11 protein-coding genes are annotated in these 15,758 nt (G+C 44.8%); 7 read left to right on the forward strand and 4 right to left on the reverse strand.

Features of this window, described 5'->3' with window-relative positions; translation table 11 throughout:
* Positions 1-8: 8 nt before the first annotated feature.
* Together DWX84_RS02575 and DWX84_RS02580 are read left to right on the forward strand one after the other, a co-directional pair.
* Positions 9-1,415 (forward strand): DUF5723 family protein, encoded by a 1,407-nt coding sequence (locus DWX84_RS02575; RefSeq protein ID WP_005862097.1) that lies wholly within the window; start codon positions 9-11, stop codon positions 1,413-1,415.
* A 141-nt stretch (positions 1,416-1,556) separates the two neighbouring features.
* Positions 1,557-2,741, forward strand: a complete 1,185-nt coding sequence (locus DWX84_RS02580) for a glycosyltransferase family 87 protein (RefSeq protein WP_005862099.1) — start codon at positions 1,557-1,559, stop codon at positions 2,739-2,741.
* A 90-nt stretch (positions 2,742-2,831) separates the two neighbouring features.
* Here the strand turns inward: DWX84_RS02580 and DWX84_RS02585 are convergent, their stop codons facing one another.
* The 3 genes from DWX84_RS02585 to yaaA all read right to left on the reverse strand — a co-directional run bounded on the left by DWX84_RS02585 (position 2,832) and on the right by yaaA (position 8,092).
* Positions 2,832-6,074, reverse strand: coding sequence for a S41 family peptidase (locus DWX84_RS02585; protein WP_005862101.1), 3,243 nt, complete (start codon positions 6,072-6,074; stop codon positions 2,832-2,834).
* An 85-nt stretch (positions 6,075-6,159) separates the two neighbouring features.
* Positions 6,160-7,230 (reverse strand): 6-bladed beta-propeller, encoded by a 1,071-nt coding sequence (locus DWX84_RS02590; RefSeq protein WP_121961034.1) that lies wholly within the window; start codon positions 7,228-7,230, stop codon positions 6,160-6,162.
* Positions 7,231-7,327: 97 nt separating this feature from the next.
* Entirely contained in the window at positions 7,328-8,092 is a 765-nt protein-coding gene (gene yaaA / locus DWX84_RS02595) for a peroxide stress protein YaaA (RefSeq protein WP_121961035.1), read from the reverse strand.
* 151 nt (positions 8,093-8,243) lie between these two features.
* On the opposite strand from yaaA, the gene DWX84_RS02600 reads away from it, so the two are divergent.
* Positions 8,244-8,876, forward strand: a complete 633-nt coding sequence (locus tag DWX84_RS02600; protein ID WP_008778334.1) for a DUF4858 domain-containing protein — start codon at positions 8,244-8,246, stop codon at positions 8,874-8,876.
* Positions 8,877-9,218: 342 nt separating this feature from the next.
* A complete protein-coding gene (gene clpB / locus DWX84_RS02610; protein ID WP_048927349.1) occupies positions 9,219-11,807 on the forward strand; it encodes an ATP-dependent chaperone ClpB in 2,589 nt (862 codons plus the stop codon).
* Between the two features lie 122 nt (positions 11,808-11,929).
* On the opposite strand, the gene DWX84_RS02615 is transcribed toward clpB, so the two are convergent.
* A complete protein-coding gene (locus DWX84_RS02615) occupies positions 11,930-13,012 on the reverse strand; it encodes a HAMP domain-containing sensor histidine kinase (protein ID WP_229040537.1) in 1,083 nt (360 codons plus the stop codon).
* Positions 13,013-13,442: 430 nt separating this feature from the next.
* Here DWX84_RS02615 and DWX84_RS02620 point away from each other — a divergent pair, with 430 nt between their 5' ends.
* The 3 genes from DWX84_RS02620 (at position 13,443) to DWX84_RS02630 (ending at position 15,661) form a co-directional block, all read left to right on the forward strand.
* Positions 13,443-13,766 carry a hypothetical protein gene (locus DWX84_RS02620; protein WP_005856696.1) on the forward strand — a complete coding sequence of 108 codons (324 nt, stop codon included), beginning with the start codon at positions 13,443-13,445 and terminating at the stop codon, positions 13,764-13,766.
* A 46-nt stretch (positions 13,767-13,812) separates the two neighbouring features.
* The gene (locus DWX84_RS02625; protein WP_005856698.1) at positions 13,813-14,493 is read left to right on the forward strand and encodes an OmpA family protein; all 681 of its coding nucleotides are present in this window, start codon (positions 13,813-13,815) and stop codon (positions 14,491-14,493) included.
* 106 nt (positions 14,494-14,599) lie between these two features.
* Positions 14,600-15,661, forward strand: coding sequence for an endonuclease/exonuclease/phosphatase family protein (locus tag DWX84_RS02630; RefSeq protein WP_005856700.1), 1,062 nt, complete (start codon positions 14,600-14,602; stop codon positions 15,659-15,661).
* Positions 15,662-15,758: the final 97 nt, after the last annotated feature.

Below are 15,758 nucleotides of genomic sequence, written 5' to 3' on the forward strand. Positions count from 1 at the left end.
AAAGAAAGATGAATACTATATATAATATGTATAAGAGAGGTCTGTGCGCTTTATGTTTATTGACCACTGTGGGGATGTCGGTATCCGCCCAGCAAATACGAACTTCTTACTTCATGCAATCCTCTACGGCACGCACGACAATGAATCCGGCGTATCGTCCCGAGAGAGGCTATGTCTCCATTCCGGTATTAGGCGCGGTTGGCGCTTCGTATGGTACGAACGGAATAGCTGTGGATAATTTTATTTATCCGAAGAATGGTGAGACCGTTACGTTCATGGATAACTCCGTGAATACCGAGTCTTTCCTGAATGGCTTGAAGGATGAGAATCAGGTAAACATGGATTTTGGCACGCAGGTTCTATCCGGTGGCTGGTACGCCGGCAAGGGATTCTGGACGGTTGATGTTTCTATCAAGGGCTTGGCGAATATTCGTGCTCCGAAGACATTGTTCGAGTTCATGAAAAAGGGTAATGGATCTCAGAGTACCTATGATATTCGTAATATCAGGGCGTACGCCGAGGCTTATTTGGAGACAGGTGTAGGATATTCTCGTCCTATCACGGATAAGTTGACAGTCGGAGGTAAGGTTAAATTGTTATGGGGCGTAGGTTCTATGGACGCTACGATCGATCAGATGCATGCTGAGATGGGAGAGACTAGCTGGAAAGTTACCTCTACCGGTACATTGCAGACGAATATGAAAGGCTTGGTTCCGGAAATGGAAGTAGACGAGCAAGGCCGTGATTATTATAATAGCTTTGATTTCGATTCTCCGGGTCTTAGCGGTTTCGGTATGGGAGTGGACTTGGGTGCTACGTACCAATTGACCGAGAATATCATGTTATCCGCCGCTGTCCTTGATTTAGGTTTTATCAGCTGGAGCAAGGGAGGTAGCACGCTAGGTAAGTTGGATGGAACTTTCGACTTTAACGGCTTTGATCTGGCTATTGGCGAGAATAACGGTGATATACCGAGCATGGGCGATCAGTTTGACGCTATCAAGGAAGATTTCGAGAACTTGCTTCATTTCAAGAAAGAGGGTGAGTCCGGAAGCACTACCCGTCTTCGTTCGACAATCAATATCGGTGGCGAGTACCGTTTACTGGAAAACAAGTTAGGTATCGGTTTATTGTCGAGCACTCGTCTTTATTCCCCGAAAGCCTATACGGAACTGACATTGTCCGGTAATTACCGTCCGGTGAAATGGTTTGAGGCTACGCTGAGCTACTCATTTATCCATAGTAAGTTCAAGACGTATGGTATCGCCTTGAATTTCTCACCGTCTTGGATCAATTTCTTTATCGGATCGGATTATATGTTGACAAAGGTAACTCCACAATGCTTACCGGTCAGCGGTAACGCCATGAATCTTTACATGGGAGTAAGTGTTCCTTTGAAATCATTCGCTAATTAATAGGGAATACTCAGAATAGAGTCTGTATCATAAAGGAAAAGGCTGTCCGGGTTATATACCCAGACAGTCTTTTCTTTTTTATTAGGCTCGTTTTATTAGGTTTTTTATCTTTGTGGACTGATTGAAAGGAAGAAATTGGATATGAGATTAAAGACTTTAGCCACCCATCCGGTATGGAGAGAGCCCCGGACTGTATTCGGGGTATGGATGCTAACAGGTGTTATTTTTGCTATTGTCAAGTTGTTGATCGGGAAATATAATAATTATAAGATATTTGAAGGAGTCTACTGGCATGCTATCGAAGGCTTAACCTTATATGGGGATCATTATCCGGAATATTATGATTCAAACCATTATGGAGTCTTATTCAGTCTTATCATAGCTCCTTTCGCCCTGTTACCGGAATGGCTGGGTATGATCTTATGGATAGCGGGGAATACCGCCCTATTATTTTATGCGATTAGCCGATTGCCATTGTCGAGTACCCCCAAAATCATTATTTATTGGTATTCGTATTGTGAGTTGATGACGGCTCAAGGAGTACAGCAATTCAATATATCAGTAGCGGCCTTTATCTTATTATCATTTGTCTTGATACTGGAGAAAAAGGATTTCTGGGCGGCAGGCATTATTATGCTCGGAACATTTATCAAGATTTATCCAATCGTGGGATTGGCGTTCTTTTTCTTCTCAAGGCAGAAAGTGAGATTATTAGTCTCTTGTCTTTTCTGGGGATTGGTTTGCTTTGTGATCCCGGTGCTTTATACACCGGGGTTTGAGTATGTGATCTCTCAGTATATAGATTGGTTTGAGCGATTGAAGGTGAAAAATATGTTGAATATGTTCGCTGATCCGCAAAATATATCATTATTAGGAGTGGTTCGAAAGATATCCGGGAATGCGGAGTATAGCGATATGTGGCTTATCATACCGGGCTTGATTTTATTCTGCATTCCATATTTGAGGATCTCTCAATATAAATATCTGGCTTTTCGCTTTATGCTGTTGGCTAATGTTTTATTGTTTGTCGTATTATTCAGTACGGGAAGCGAGGCGAGTGGGTATATCATAGCGATGATAGGAGCCGCTATCTGGTATATATGCAGTGTATCGCCCCATAAGAAATATACTTATTGGCTTTGGATAGCTACCTTGGTGATTGTTGGCTTATCCACTACAGAGCTGGTTCCATCTATTGTCCGGAATGGACTGATCCGTCCGTATGTGATAAAAGCTTGGCCTTGCATTGTGGTGTGGCTGACCATTTGCTATGAGATGTGTTTCTTGGATTTTAGTCATTCTCCCTATAAGCATATCACGACTTAGGCAGAGTGAATATCGCCTGTTTTTTAATAGAAGGTTACATAATAAAACGAGACTACTCCCGACAAGCGATGAGAGTAGTCTCGTTTTAAACTACTTTTTATCGATCTCTTTCAGTAATTCTTGTACCGCTGTTCTCAATTGCGTATCTTCCCCTTTGACAACAGTTTCCGGAGAATTAGCGACTTTAACATCCGGTTCCAGCTGTGTGTTCTCTAAGTAACTACCGTCCGACAGGCGATAACCGGTAATAGGTGTGCCGAATACCAGCGTCGGATCTTGCAGGGTTTCCCAAGAGACGGTAGTCATTGTTCCCGGTACGGGCATACCAACTAAACGTCCGATGTGTTGATGCTTATAAACCCACGGGGTTCCATGTGCGTTACTATAATTAGCCTCGCATTGGAGCATGATGGAAGGTTTATTCCAGCGGCGGCTAGGCATATCGCAAGCCTCCCGGCCACGTGTCACTTGGGTGAGGTATTTCTCTCCGCTGAACAAGATCTCGATATCCTCATGCAAACGTCCACCACCATTAAAGCGGGTATCAATGACGATGCCCTCCCGGTCGTTATATTTACCTAGGATATCGGAGTAGACAGAGCGGAAACTAGGGTCTCCCATGGATTGGATATGGACGTATCCCAATCGTCCGTTCGACCATTTATCCACGTCGGCGGCACGTTGTTTCACCCAGCGGGTATAAAGCAAGTTATTTAACTCACCGTTACTGATAGGCAAGACTACCTCTTCCCAACGTTCTTTGGTTTGTGGATCGTAGAGGGAAACCAAGGTCTTCTTTTTGGCCTTATTGTTTAATAGCTTGGAGTAATCCATATCCGGGGTTATTTCTTGTCCGTCTATTTTCTCCATGACGGTACCGGCTTTTACCTTGGAACGTGCGTGATCGAATGGGCCTTTTTCCACTACCTCAGCGATTAATAAACCTTTGCCGCTATGGTTCCAATCGAAAAGTAGGCCTAGGTTGGCGGTAATATTGCCGCTTGTTTGCGGACGGAAGCGTCCTCCGGTATGAGATACGTTGAGTTCTCCCAGATATTCGCTTAGCAACTCCGCGAAGTCATAGTTGTTATTGATATGTGGCAAGAACTTACGGTAGGCGGCGGTCATAACGTCCCAATTTACGCCGTGCATGTTCACGTTGTAGAACCGTTTTTGCTCTTGTTTATAGACATGGTCGAACATATACTCACGTTCGGCGGCCAAGTCCATTTTTAAGTTCGCTTGGTAATGAATCGGTGTTAGTTTCTCCGATCCCATATCCATTTTTTGCATGGAATTGCTACCCAACAAGAACAGGTTCTTACCTTCCTTATCCATTTCCATGTTCGCCCATCCGGTATTCATCTTGTGGAGTAGCTTGGTCTCTTTCTTGCGCAAGTCCATTTTCCACAGGTCGTATTTGTCTTCGAAAGCCGAGAAATAATATAAGGTCTCGCCATTCTTTGAGATGACGGCACTACCCATTTCGGAGGAATTAGGAGTAAGACGTAGGATACGATCTTGGATGCCTTTCAGTTCCACTACGATATCCTTGGGCTTTTCGTCTTTCTTTTCATCGGCTTTATCTTCTTTTTTCTTGTCGTCGGTTTTGTCCCCGGTTACCTCTTTCTGCTCCTTTTCCAGTTCCTTTTGCAACTCATAATCCTCTTTGCTCAAGCGGAATTTATCATAAGCGTCTTGATTCATGAATACCAGCATGGCATCATTCAAGGAGCCCCATGAAGCATGCGCACGCATTCCATAACGCTCGGTGGTGAATAAGATGGCGTTTCCATCCAGTACCCATTGTGGGGAGGTGCTGGTGTAACCGCTATTGGTCAGGTTGGTGATCTCCCCGCCTTGCGCACTAACCAAGCCGATATCCGAATAAGGATCGTGCTTGTTTCCGATAAACCGGAGCGTGAACCATTTACCGTCCGGCGACCATGAGTAATCGAAACCGCCGGCTGTACTATACCATGTGGAGCCATCCGTGACTTGGCGTACTTTCTTCGTCTCAAGGTTGACTACCATCAGCCGCATACGATCTTCTATGAAAGCGAGTTCCTTACCATCCGGTGAGAATTGAGGATAATTACGCTCTACGGTCTTAGAAGGCAGGAGAACTTCCTCTTCGATAATCGTTGCGTTCGGGAAATTAGCTTCTTCCTTACGGGCGATCTTAGCCAAGTAAAGTTGCCAATTACCACCACGCTCGCTGGCGTAAGCCAAGGTACGGTTATCCGGCGAGAAGCATACGCCTGTTTCGGCGGCCGGGGTATTGGTGATTTGTTTGGTCGTGTTGTAATCGGCCGAGGTGACGAATACCTCGCCTCTTAGGGTTAAGGCGATCTGCTTGCCATCGGGGGATACGGTGGCAGAGGTAGCTCCTTTGCTGGAATTCAGATCGCTGATTTGCTCTTGATCGTCACGGATCAAATCAATCCGCACTTTCTGCGGATTGACTCCCGGACGTTGTGTATAGATCTCGCCATCGTATGTGTAGCATAATGTATTGTCGCTACTTGTAGAGAGGAAACGTACGGGATGTGTCTTGAACTTAGTAACCGCCGTTATAGATTGTGGGGTGTTGAGAGGGAATGAATATACATTGAAAGAACCTCCGTTGCGTTCGCTCAGAAAGTAAACCGTCTGTCCATCCGGGGTAAATACGGCGTTGCGGTCTTCTCCCGCATGGTCGGTCAAATTGGTATGTTTTCCAGTTTGCGTATCGTACATCCATATATCCCGGGTGACGGACGAGGTATGATGTTTACGCCATTCATCCTCGAAGCCCTTACGGTCTTGGTATAAGAATGTCTTTCCGGATTTATCGAAGCAAACCATCTCGGCGGGTGTTCCCAATACTTGCTCCGTACGTCCGCCACCGATCGGCACTTTATAGAGTTCCGTCATGGCCGAGGTCGGGAATAAGGCGCTCTGGGCGGGATCTTGTATGGATGCGGAGAAGAGTACGTATTTGCCGTCGGGAGTAAAGGCCGATGGAATCTCGGAGGCGGAATGAGTGGTGAGGCACTGTGCCGTTCCACCGTTGGAGGGCATTACGAATAAATCGAAATTGCCGTTACGATCGCTGGCGAAAGCGATTTGTTTTCCGTCCGGAGACCAGATTGGCGTGCATTCATACGATGCTTGGGTGGTAAGTTGTGTCGCTGTTCCTCCTTTGGCCGGTACTTTATAGATATCTCCTTTGTAACAAAACGCGATCTCTGTTCCATCAGGAGAAATTTGTACATCACGCATCCACAAAGGGGTTACAGCGTAGCTGGTAGTCGCAAAGCCCAAGGCAATGCAGGTTAAAAGTTTTTTCATGTACTTAATGCTTTTTTAGAATGGTACGAAGATACATATTATTTTGTACCCATCAGTCTGCTCTCTATTGAAATATTAACTGGATTTACCCTTTCAATTTCACGATAAATAACACGAGGCTTTCCCCTTGGGCCTGTGCGGGGAAAGTATTTCGCAGATCCTCTCCGGATTTGCTGAAACAATAGGAATGGCAATAGGGATCGATAGGGTCCATTCGTCGCACATTTCCGGTTTGATAAAAATTATCTTTTAATCCTTCTTTTACCTGCCAGCATTCTTCCTTCTCCGTATCATAACAGAAGGTGTAATTTCTGGACTCATCCTCTGCGTTATAGTAAGTAGATACCCAGAAACGGCTACCCATGCGGATCGGTAGCAAAGGGAATGTATTCTTTCCGGCAAGGTTCTCCAAGGCTTGGCTTTGCCGCTTTTGCTTAATATATAAAGTGTCCCGTAATAAGTTCCCGGGTTGATAGGAGGGGGCGTAGGCATAAACCGTTCCGCTTCCGGGCTCCACGGCTACTTCCGGGGCGAGACAACCGATCGGGCATGCGGAACGTTCCAGATCGACCGGACGGATCGTATGAGATTGTAATTTATGGAAAGAGGAATCGTATTCAACGATCTGTTTCTCAATCGTAGCGGTTTGCCCTGCCGTATCCCCATGAACACATTCCTCGGTGGTAAATATCCGGTTATTGTGCATGGATATGGATAGCATATGCCTATTCTCCGGAAGGTCGCATTTCAGTTTCTTGCGGGTAAGGAGATCACCATTGAATGAGTAATAGAAAATATCGTCCGTGTTTCCAAGTACGATCAGCTGCTGGTTGGCCGGGTTCACTACATACCCCGCTACCCGTATGTCATCCGGATGGGTGATGCGACAGATAAATTCTCCCTTGCGATTGAAACGGTAAAGCGTCTCATTGCTGATAAGGAATAGGTTGTCTCCCTCTTGACGGATATACTTGGCCTCCTTGATCGAATGCGTCCCTGAGTCCTGTAATGGAATGGCGATTACCTCATCCGCGATGTCAGACAAGGCTCCGGTAGGGTTGCTCCGGATCGATTCATTCGAGATTAACAGGTTATAGGCTTGCTTTCCGCAAACCAATAGAACAAGTAGTAATAAATATGTAAAGGTTCTTTTCATATCACCGCTAAATTAAAGAAGGATAAACCTTTTTATGATTTTTACGAATTGTTCTTATAAAACGTAGATCATCTGATTTTATTGGATAAGCCTAGAATTATTCTTGTAGAAATACCCAATTATCCCCCTCGGACATGGATTCTTTATAGGAAAAGCCTTCCCATGTGAATGCTTTTAATGCCTCCGGGTCAGAAATCCGGTTCTTTATGAGATAGCTGCTCATTTGTCCCCGGCACATCTTGGCATAGATCACGATCGTCTCCGCTTTGCCGTTCTTCCATATCTTGAACTCGGGCGTGATGATCCGGACGGATCGCTCCACCTCCTTCCACTGGAAAGAGGGTTGGATATCCAAGCTGGCTAGATTCAGTAGGATTTCGTCTCCCTGTCGGACGTCATGGATTAATATATTTGTTTGCCTGTCCTTCCAGAAGGCGTACATATTCCCGTCGCCTAGTTCCGGGATTTTTACGTCGAACTCCATCCGGTAAGGCTTGATAAGGTCTAATGGGCGAAGTAACCCGTAGCATCCCGATACGAAACGCATATGTTCTTGCGAGAAAAGAAAATCCTCCTCCGTGAAGTCTTTCGGGCTGATATTCTTGAATACGACACCGGTATAGGCGAGTATCGCTTGCAAGGGCTGGTTGTCTTCCGCATGAAAATCTTGGTATCTGCGGTAACATTCCGCCGCCAGTTTCGGGCTGAGCTTGAGGATACGACTTAATTCGTCAATGGGAAATTGGGTCATATGCAGGGCGATCTCGTTCGCCTCTTGCTGGAAACGTGGAGTCGTGCCTTGCGGCGCTTTTATCTTGGATGTCCCGGTCATTGTCTTAGCCGGAGATAATAATATCAACATATCTATATTGGATTTGGATTGATCGCATAAAGGTAATCCATATTAAGATTCAAATAGGGTATAAGCATCCCAATAAATCTTAAAGTATCTCGACTCGAATGGGGGATTTAATGGAGGAATGAGTCTTGGTGATAGAAATGTAATGAGGATTATGAAGATGAGAGACGTGAAGATGCGACCTATATTCCTTTTGATAGTATTCATCCTACCTACGATGGCCCATGCGCAGTGGACGGAACAGGATTCTTTGCGCCTGCAAGAATTTTTATCCGGCAAGGAGGAGATACGTTTGAATCCTGAGTTTCAGAAGGCGATAGAAAGCGGGACTTTTCTACGACCCGATCAACCGGGAACCCATATGTTATCCTCACCAAGTGAGTTGCCGATTACGAAAGACTTCTCGGAATATGTACAGTTAGATACTTTACGTAGGTTGACCAATTATGATTCGATTACCCCAGTCCTATTCATGCTGCTGAATTTTAAGTCACCTTCCCGTTCATTGGCCATACAGAAGCAAGCGCACACGATTAGGCTCCCTAAGAATCAGGATTGGAAAGAGTTTAAGGTAGGTAAGGTTCCTATGGCTGCCAACGTAAAACTGACTAATATATACTCGGATGTCGTGAAGGATGGCCAGCGAAGGGGAGGGGTACTTGCTACCATAAGAGTCTATTTCGACGCAGAGGATTTACTAGAGACTATTTTCTGGAAAAGTGCCCGTGACAAGAAGAGAAACAGGAAACGGGAGAATACGTGGAAGTATTATAATGACTATCCGTAAATTGTTGGATTTATAGGATATAACCACTCGAAAAAAACACGTACGTGAATTTCAAAAAACATGTACGTGTTTCCGGAAAAACTCGTACGTGTTTTTTTTTGAGAACATTGACTGTTTTTACCTAGATACTGTGCGTTTACTATCAAAACCTTTTTCTCTCTCTTTTGTTCTTTCTGAAAAGATACGTCCTAATGACATCCGAAATGGACGGTTTGACGGGGAGTTCTCTATTCTGTTTTATAATATTAAGACAAAATGTCATATTTTCGTTTTGGTATTTCTTTTGTAAGGATATAAGTGTAAAATAAATTAGAAAAGAATATAAGAAAGGAGCTTAAATATATGAATTTAAACAATTTTACAATCAAGGCGCAGGAAGCTGTTCAACAAGCCGTACAGTTGGTTACCAAAAATAACCAACAGGTTATCGAACCTGTTCACTTGTTGAAAGCTGTCATTATGACGGGTGAGAGTGTTACTAATTTTATCTTTCAGAAATTAGGGGTAAACGCTCAAAACCTGAATATGGTACTGGATCGCCAAATCGAATCTTATCCTAAGGTTTCGGGAGGCGAACCCTATCTCTCTAGCGAGTCGAACGCTGTCTTACAGAAGGCGATCGATTATTCCTCTAAAATGGGGGATCAATATGTATCGTTGGAGCCGATCATCTTGGCGTTGTTCACGGAAAAGAGCACCGCTTCACAGATATTGAAAGACGCCGGCGTGACAGAGAAAGAGTTACGTCAAGCAATCGAGGAATTGCGTAAAGGGAATAAGGTGACAAGCCAATCCGCCGAGGATACGTACGATGCCTTAGGAAAATACGCCATCAATTTGAACGAGCGTGCCCGTAGCGGTAAACTGGACCCCGTGATCGGACGTGACGAGGAGATCCGCCGTGTCTTGCAGATCTTGAGCCGCCGTACGAAGAACAATCCGATCTTGATCGGTGAGCCGGGTGTAGGTAAGACTGCTATCGCTGAGGGGTTGGCCCATCGTATCGTTCGGGGTGACGTTCCCGAGAACTTGAAGTCTAAACAGATCTTCTCGTTGGATATGGGCGCATTGATCGCCGGAGCTAAATATAAAGGCGAGTTCGAGGAACGTTTGAAAGCGGTGGTGAACGAGGTTACGAAATCCGAGGGTGAGATCATCCTCTTTATCGATGAGATCCATACCTTGGTAGGAGCCGGTAAAGGCGAAGGCGCCATGGATGCAGCTAACATCTTGAAACCGGCCTTGGCTCGTGGTGAGCTACGTTCGATCGGTGCCACGACGTTGGATGAGTATCAGAAGTATTTTGAGAAGGATAAGGCGCTTGAGCGTCGGTTCCAGACCGTTATCGTAGATGAGCCGAGTGAGTTGGATACGATCTCCATCCTTCGTGGTTTGAAGGAGAAATACGAGAATCACCATAAGGTACGTATCAAGGATGATGCGATTATCTCTTCCGTGCAGTTGTCTACCCGTTATATCACGGATCGTTTCTTGCCGGATAAGGCGATCGATTTGATGGATGAAGCCGCCGCCCGTCTGCGTTTGCAGATCGATTCCGTACCGGAGTCGTTGGATGAGGTTTCCCGGCGTATCAAACAGTTAGAGATCGAGCGTGAGGCGATCAAGCGTGAGAACGACAAGTCGAAATTAGAGCTACTGAATAAGGAGATCGCCGACTTGAAGGAGGAGGAGACTAAGCAAAAGGCTCAGTGGCAGAGCGAGAAGGAGCAGATCAATAAGATCCAGCAAAATAAGATCGATATCGAGAACCTAAAGTTTGAGGCTGACAAGGCGGAGCGTGAGGGTGATTACGGCAAGGTCGCTGAGATCCGTTACGGTAAGATCAAGCAAAAGGAAGAGGAGATCAAGGAGGTACAGGCTAAGTTGAAGACGATGCAAGGTGCCGCAGCTATGATCAAGGAGGAAGTGGATAGCGACGATATCGCCGATGTGGTATCCCGTTGGACTGGAATTCCGGTCAGCAAGATGATGCAGAGCGAGAAAGATAAGTTATTACGTCTGGAGTCCGAGCTTCATACCCGTGTGATTGGTCAGGAAGAGGCGATCAACGCTATCGCCGATGCGGTTCGTCGTAGTCGTGTCGGCTTACAGGATCCGAAACGACCGATCGGTTCTTTCATCTTCCTCGGTACTACCGGTGTGGGTAAGACGGAGTTGGCCAAGGCGTTGGCCGAGTATTTGTTCGATGACGAGAATATGATGACCCGTATCGATATGAGTGAGTATCAAGAGAAATTCAGCGCGACTCGTTTGATCGGTGCGCCTCCGGGATATGTGGGTTACGATGAGGGTGGACAGTTGACGGAGGCGATTCGCCGGAAACCTTACTCGGTTGTCTTGTTCGATGAGATCGAAAAGGCGCATCCGGATGTATTCAACATCTTGTTGCAAGTCTTGGATGATGGAAGGCTGACGGATAACAAAGGCCGCGTTGTCAACTTCAAGAACACGATCATTATCATGACAAGTAACCTAGGTTCTTCCTTGATTCGTGAGAACTTCGAGAAGATGACACCCGCCACGCATGACAAGGTGGTAGACGAGACGAAGATCCAAGTACTGGAACTGTTGAAGAAGACGATCCGTCCGGAGTTCTTGAACCGTATCGACGATATCATCATGTTTACTCCGCTGAACGAGGAGGAGATTCGCAAGATCGTATCCTTGCAGTTGAACAGCGTGAAGAAGATGTTGGCTACGAACGGTGTCGCCTTGGACTTCACGAACGAGGCCGTGGACTTTATCGCCGACAAGGGCTTCGATCCTCAATTCGGTGCCCGTCCGGTAAAACGTGTCATTCAGAAGTATGTCTTGAACGAGTTGTCAAAGGCTTTGCTGGGTGGAACGGTAGACCGTAACCGCCCGATCGTGATCGATAGGAAAGACGATGGTCTGGAATTTAAGAACTAAAGTAGACTTGAACGCTTGACGTTAAGCGTGGTGTTTCTATAAAATAATGAAGGTGGAATGATCCTATGTGAATCATTCCGCCTTTTTATTTTTCACTAATAGGTAGATACGGCTTGGTGCGATTATTTCCGGGTGGGAACCGTGCACCAAAATGTAGATCCTTTTCCAACGCTTGACTCCACGCCGATCTCTCCACCTAAATGTTTAATGATTAATTCACAGATAGACAGCCCGAGCCCCGTACCTTGGGTGAAGGAATCTAATTTAGCGAATCGATCGAAAACACGGGAGATATTTTCTTCCGCTATCCCTTTTCCCGTATCGGTAACAAAGAAATAAATATCGTCTTTCCTTATTTCATATCCGATCGTTATCATTCCCTCGAAAGTGTATTTGCAAGCATTATTGATGAAATTAGCCAGTACTTGGGATAAACGGTTTCTCTCAGTATGGATAATGTAGCTTTCCGCAGGCAGTTCCGTGCGGAATTCTACTCCTTCCTTTATCTTGAATCGGTAACTCCGCCATAGGGTTTGTATAAGCTCGTTAATCTCTACTTCCGTATAAAGGAAATCCAATATACCGGCTTCTATTTTTGACATATCGAGTATGTCATTGATTAAATTAAGGAGTAGCTCATTGTTTGCGTGAATGATTTTAGCGAATTCTTTGATCTCCTCTTTATCCTCACTTTCGCTGATAAGGGTCGAGAAACCTACGATCGCATTCAATGGGGTCCGTATCTCATGGCTCATATTGGCGAGGAAAGCACTTGTCAACCGGTTTGATTCTTCCGCCTTCTCACGTAAACGGATCACTTCTTCGGCCATATTTCGTTCGGTGTCAAGAATGTCTTTCTTATGCCGATGTTCCCTCATCGAAAGGAGGATAAGTAGAAAGGCGATAAGGGCTATCGCCACTATCTCGAATGGGGATTCTATCATGAAACTCGGGACTACTACGAGGCTCATTTGCTTAAAGGTAGAAATAGGGTAAAGTTTGGGGTTGATTGTTGACGTGGAATGGCCGTATGCTTGATCGGTTTTAGACAGGAATGATTTGTAGGCACCTTTCATGGAATGTTTAAGATCGCTTGGCGTGATTGGACTGATTACATATGAGGTCTTGAATAAGTAAGCCTTGATAGGCCCGATTTTGCTCCGGAGAGCTCGGGTACTTGTGGTACTTTGTATTTTAGGTTCCATTGTAATCATAATTTAATACATTTACTGAGTTCTAAAAGAACTTGAGTATCAAATGACTATATGTAAATAAATGATGGGGTGTATTTTGATTTTAACACAAATAAGACTGGCTTTAGTGTTTTTTGTGATCCATAAAGATATTGGAAGTCTCTTTGGGGTACTCGGTTGGAAATATATTCTTTCAAAGAAAATATCATGCGGAACAGTAAATTGCCCGGAAGCTATAAAAAATAATAGGTCTATATGATAATCAAGTATTTTTATTACCTTTGCTTCCTATAAAACCTAAGCTCTTTTAGAACTATGTTCAAGTAAGGGCATTTGCTTTTGTTAAGTCACGTCCGTAAATAAGCTTAATTGTTTTTGGGATATAAAATCAAAATATTTCCGTACATTTGCCGCTATTCAAACCAATTAAACAAGATTAATTATGAGCACGAACAATGACGAGCTACTTTATGACGAGGATGATTCCGTAAAATTTATCCAGAATTATCTTCCCCAAGAACTGAAAGGAAAGTTCAGTAATGACGATATCAACTATATCGTAGACTTGATCTACGACTTCTATGAATCTAATGGCATGCTAGATGATGATGGTGACGATGAGATCGAGATCGATGAGGAAGAGGTTGTAAATTATGTAATTAAGAACGCCCAGAAAGACGGCGTAGGCAAATTCGAACCGGAGGAAATCACTTTTATAGTACAAGGAGAACTTGAATATTGCGATTCGATCAACATGTTTGATTGATATTTGTTATATATATAAAGTTGTTTAAGTGAAATTGTAGAAGATGATGAGGAACATTAAATTATTATCTGTTTTACTGCTATGTATGGCAGTGGTGTTTACGAGTTGCGGAACGTGGAATAACACGGCGAAAGGTACGGCGATCGGTGTAGGCGGTGGTGCCGCTGTCGGAGCTGGTGTTGGTGCCTTGGCCGGAAATACCGCATTGGGTGCCGTGATCGGTGCGGCCGTAGGTGGTACAGCCGGTGCGTTAATCGGTAAGAAAATGGATAAGCAGAAGAAGGAGCTGGAAGCTACCCTGCCTGAGGACACGAAGATCGAGAGCGTGAACAATGGTGAGGCCTTGAAGGTTACTTTTGACTCCGGTATCTTGTTTGCCACGAACTCGAGTACGTTGAGCGACGCTTCCAAGAGTGCCTTGCGTAACTTCGCTACCAGTTTGAAGGCCAATCCGGATACGGATATCCGAATCATCGGCTTTACGGATAACACCGGTAAGGTGGATTATAACCAGACCTTGTCCGAGAAACGTGCGAAGAGCGTTTACGATTACCTGATGATGCAGGGGGTAAGTACGGATCGTATGGTTTATGAAGGCAAAGGTATACATGATCCTGTGGCTAGCAATGACACTCCCGAGGGTCGTTCGTTGAACCGTCGTGTTGAGATCGTGATCTTGGCTAATCAGAAGATGATCCAAGAGGCTCAACAAGGAACGCTTCGATAAGTTTTTTAAGCTATCCCTGCCGGAAGCGGACAGGTTATAGTGTATGAATTGGGGGACTGTCTTTTCCGGATAGTCCCTTTTTTGTTTAAATCGCAGGATAGGAAGGATGAAGAAGTTGATATATATTTTATTTGTGTTGATTACGATCGCTTTTGCCGTGGCGGCCATAGCCGGATTCGCTACCGGACGTATGAATCCGGAAGGGAAGGAGTGGATCTCGTTTCCCGGATTGGTGTTATTACCGGTATTGGCGGTCAATCTATGTCTTTTCTTGATGTGGTGTGTCTTTAGGAGCCATTGGTGCTGGGTACCTTTGGCGGCGTTATTGTTGAACTGGGAGTTTTTGATATCGATGTTCCAGATACGGGTCTTCCCTAAAGAGATTCCGATAGGGAAAGAAGCGGTTAAGGTGATTACCTATAACGTGAATAATTTCAATACGGACGGAAAGAAACAGCTTCCTAATATAGCGGATTGGCTGAGAAAGGAGGACCCGGATATCGTTTGCCTCCAAGAATGCCCTGTTGAATCGGCCCTGCGGATGGATTCTGTCGCCAAGACCTTATCGTTCCTACCGTATTATTGCTCTACCCGTTCGGCTACGAAAGCGGCGGGCAACGCTATTTTCAGTAAATATCCGATCCTTCGTTTTGAGTCTATCCTATACCCGGAGTCTAGCAATAAATCCTTGTTTGCCGTCATGGATATCCAAGGGGATAGTGTTCGTGTATTTAATAACCATTTCCAAACGACTAGCGTGAATGCCGTAAAGCCTCGTCTTTACCAAGCCCATGCCGAGGGTAAACAATTGGAGGAAACCGAGGCCGCCTTCCATATGGCTTTTCAGATGAAGAAGAATTTCGTGAAACGGGCTACTCAGGCGGATTATATCCGTCAGATGTTGGATGCCGGGGAGGGGCCCGTGATTCTTTGCGGTGATTTTAATGATACACCGGCCTCTTATACGTACCGTACCGTGAAAGGTGATTTAACGGATGGGTTCCGTGACTGTGGCTCCGGTTTCGGGTACACCTTTCGTCAATTAAAGCGTATATTTCGAATTGATTACATAATTTATTCTCCTGATTTTAAGGGTGTAACTTATGATTCTCCTAATTTAGACTACAGTGACCATAAGCCCGTCGTATGGTTAGGATATGTTAATTAACACACCCAAAAGGATAGTTTTAGAACCTTTTTCAACTCATGCTGTTTTAATAGTGACTTATATATAAGCACAAATAATAGTATAAACTGTTTTAAAC

Source organism: Parabacteroides sp. AF21-43, assembly GCF_003635435.1.
Classification (GTDB): domain Bacteria; phylum Bacteroidota; class Bacteroidia; order Bacteroidales; family Tannerellaceae; genus Parabacteroides; species Parabacteroides distasonis.

Coding starts and splice junctions, on each gene's coding strand:
- DWX84_RS02575 (WP_005862097.1), top strand. CDS start 9: ATGAATACTATATATAATATGTATAAGAGAGGTCTGTGCGCTTTATGT.
- DWX84_RS02580 (WP_005862099.1), top strand. CDS start 1,557: ATGAGATTAAAGACTTTAGCCACCCATCCGGTATGGAGAGAGCCCCGG.
- DWX84_RS02585 (WP_005862101.1), bottom strand. CDS start 6,074: ATGAAAAAACTTTTAACCTGCATTGCCTTGGGCTTTGCGACTACCAGC.
- DWX84_RS02590 (WP_121961034.1), bottom strand. CDS start 7,230: ATGAAAAGAACCTTTACATATTTATTACTACTTGTTCTATTGGTTTGC.
- yaaA (WP_121961035.1), bottom strand. CDS start 8,092: ATGTTGATATTATTATCTCCGGCTAAGACAATGACCGGGACATCCAAG.
- DWX84_RS02600 (WP_008778334.1), top strand. CDS start 8,244: ATGAAGATGAGAGACGTGAAGATGCGACCTATATTCCTTTTGATAGTA.
- clpB (WP_048927349.1), top strand. CDS start 9,219: ATGAATTTAAACAATTTTACAATCAAGGCGCAGGAAGCTGTTCAACAA.
- DWX84_RS02615 (WP_229040537.1), bottom strand. CDS start 13,012: ATGGAACCTAAAATACAAAGTACCACAAGTACCCGAGCTCTCCGGAGC.
- DWX84_RS02620 (WP_005856696.1), top strand. CDS start 13,443: ATGAGCACGAACAATGACGAGCTACTTTATGACGAGGATGATTCCGTA.
- DWX84_RS02625 (WP_005856698.1), top strand. CDS start 13,813: ATGAGGAACATTAAATTATTATCTGTTTTACTGCTATGTATGGCAGTG.
- DWX84_RS02630 (WP_005856700.1), top strand. CDS start 14,600: ATGAAGAAGTTGATATATATTTTATTTGTGTTGATTACGATCGCTTTT.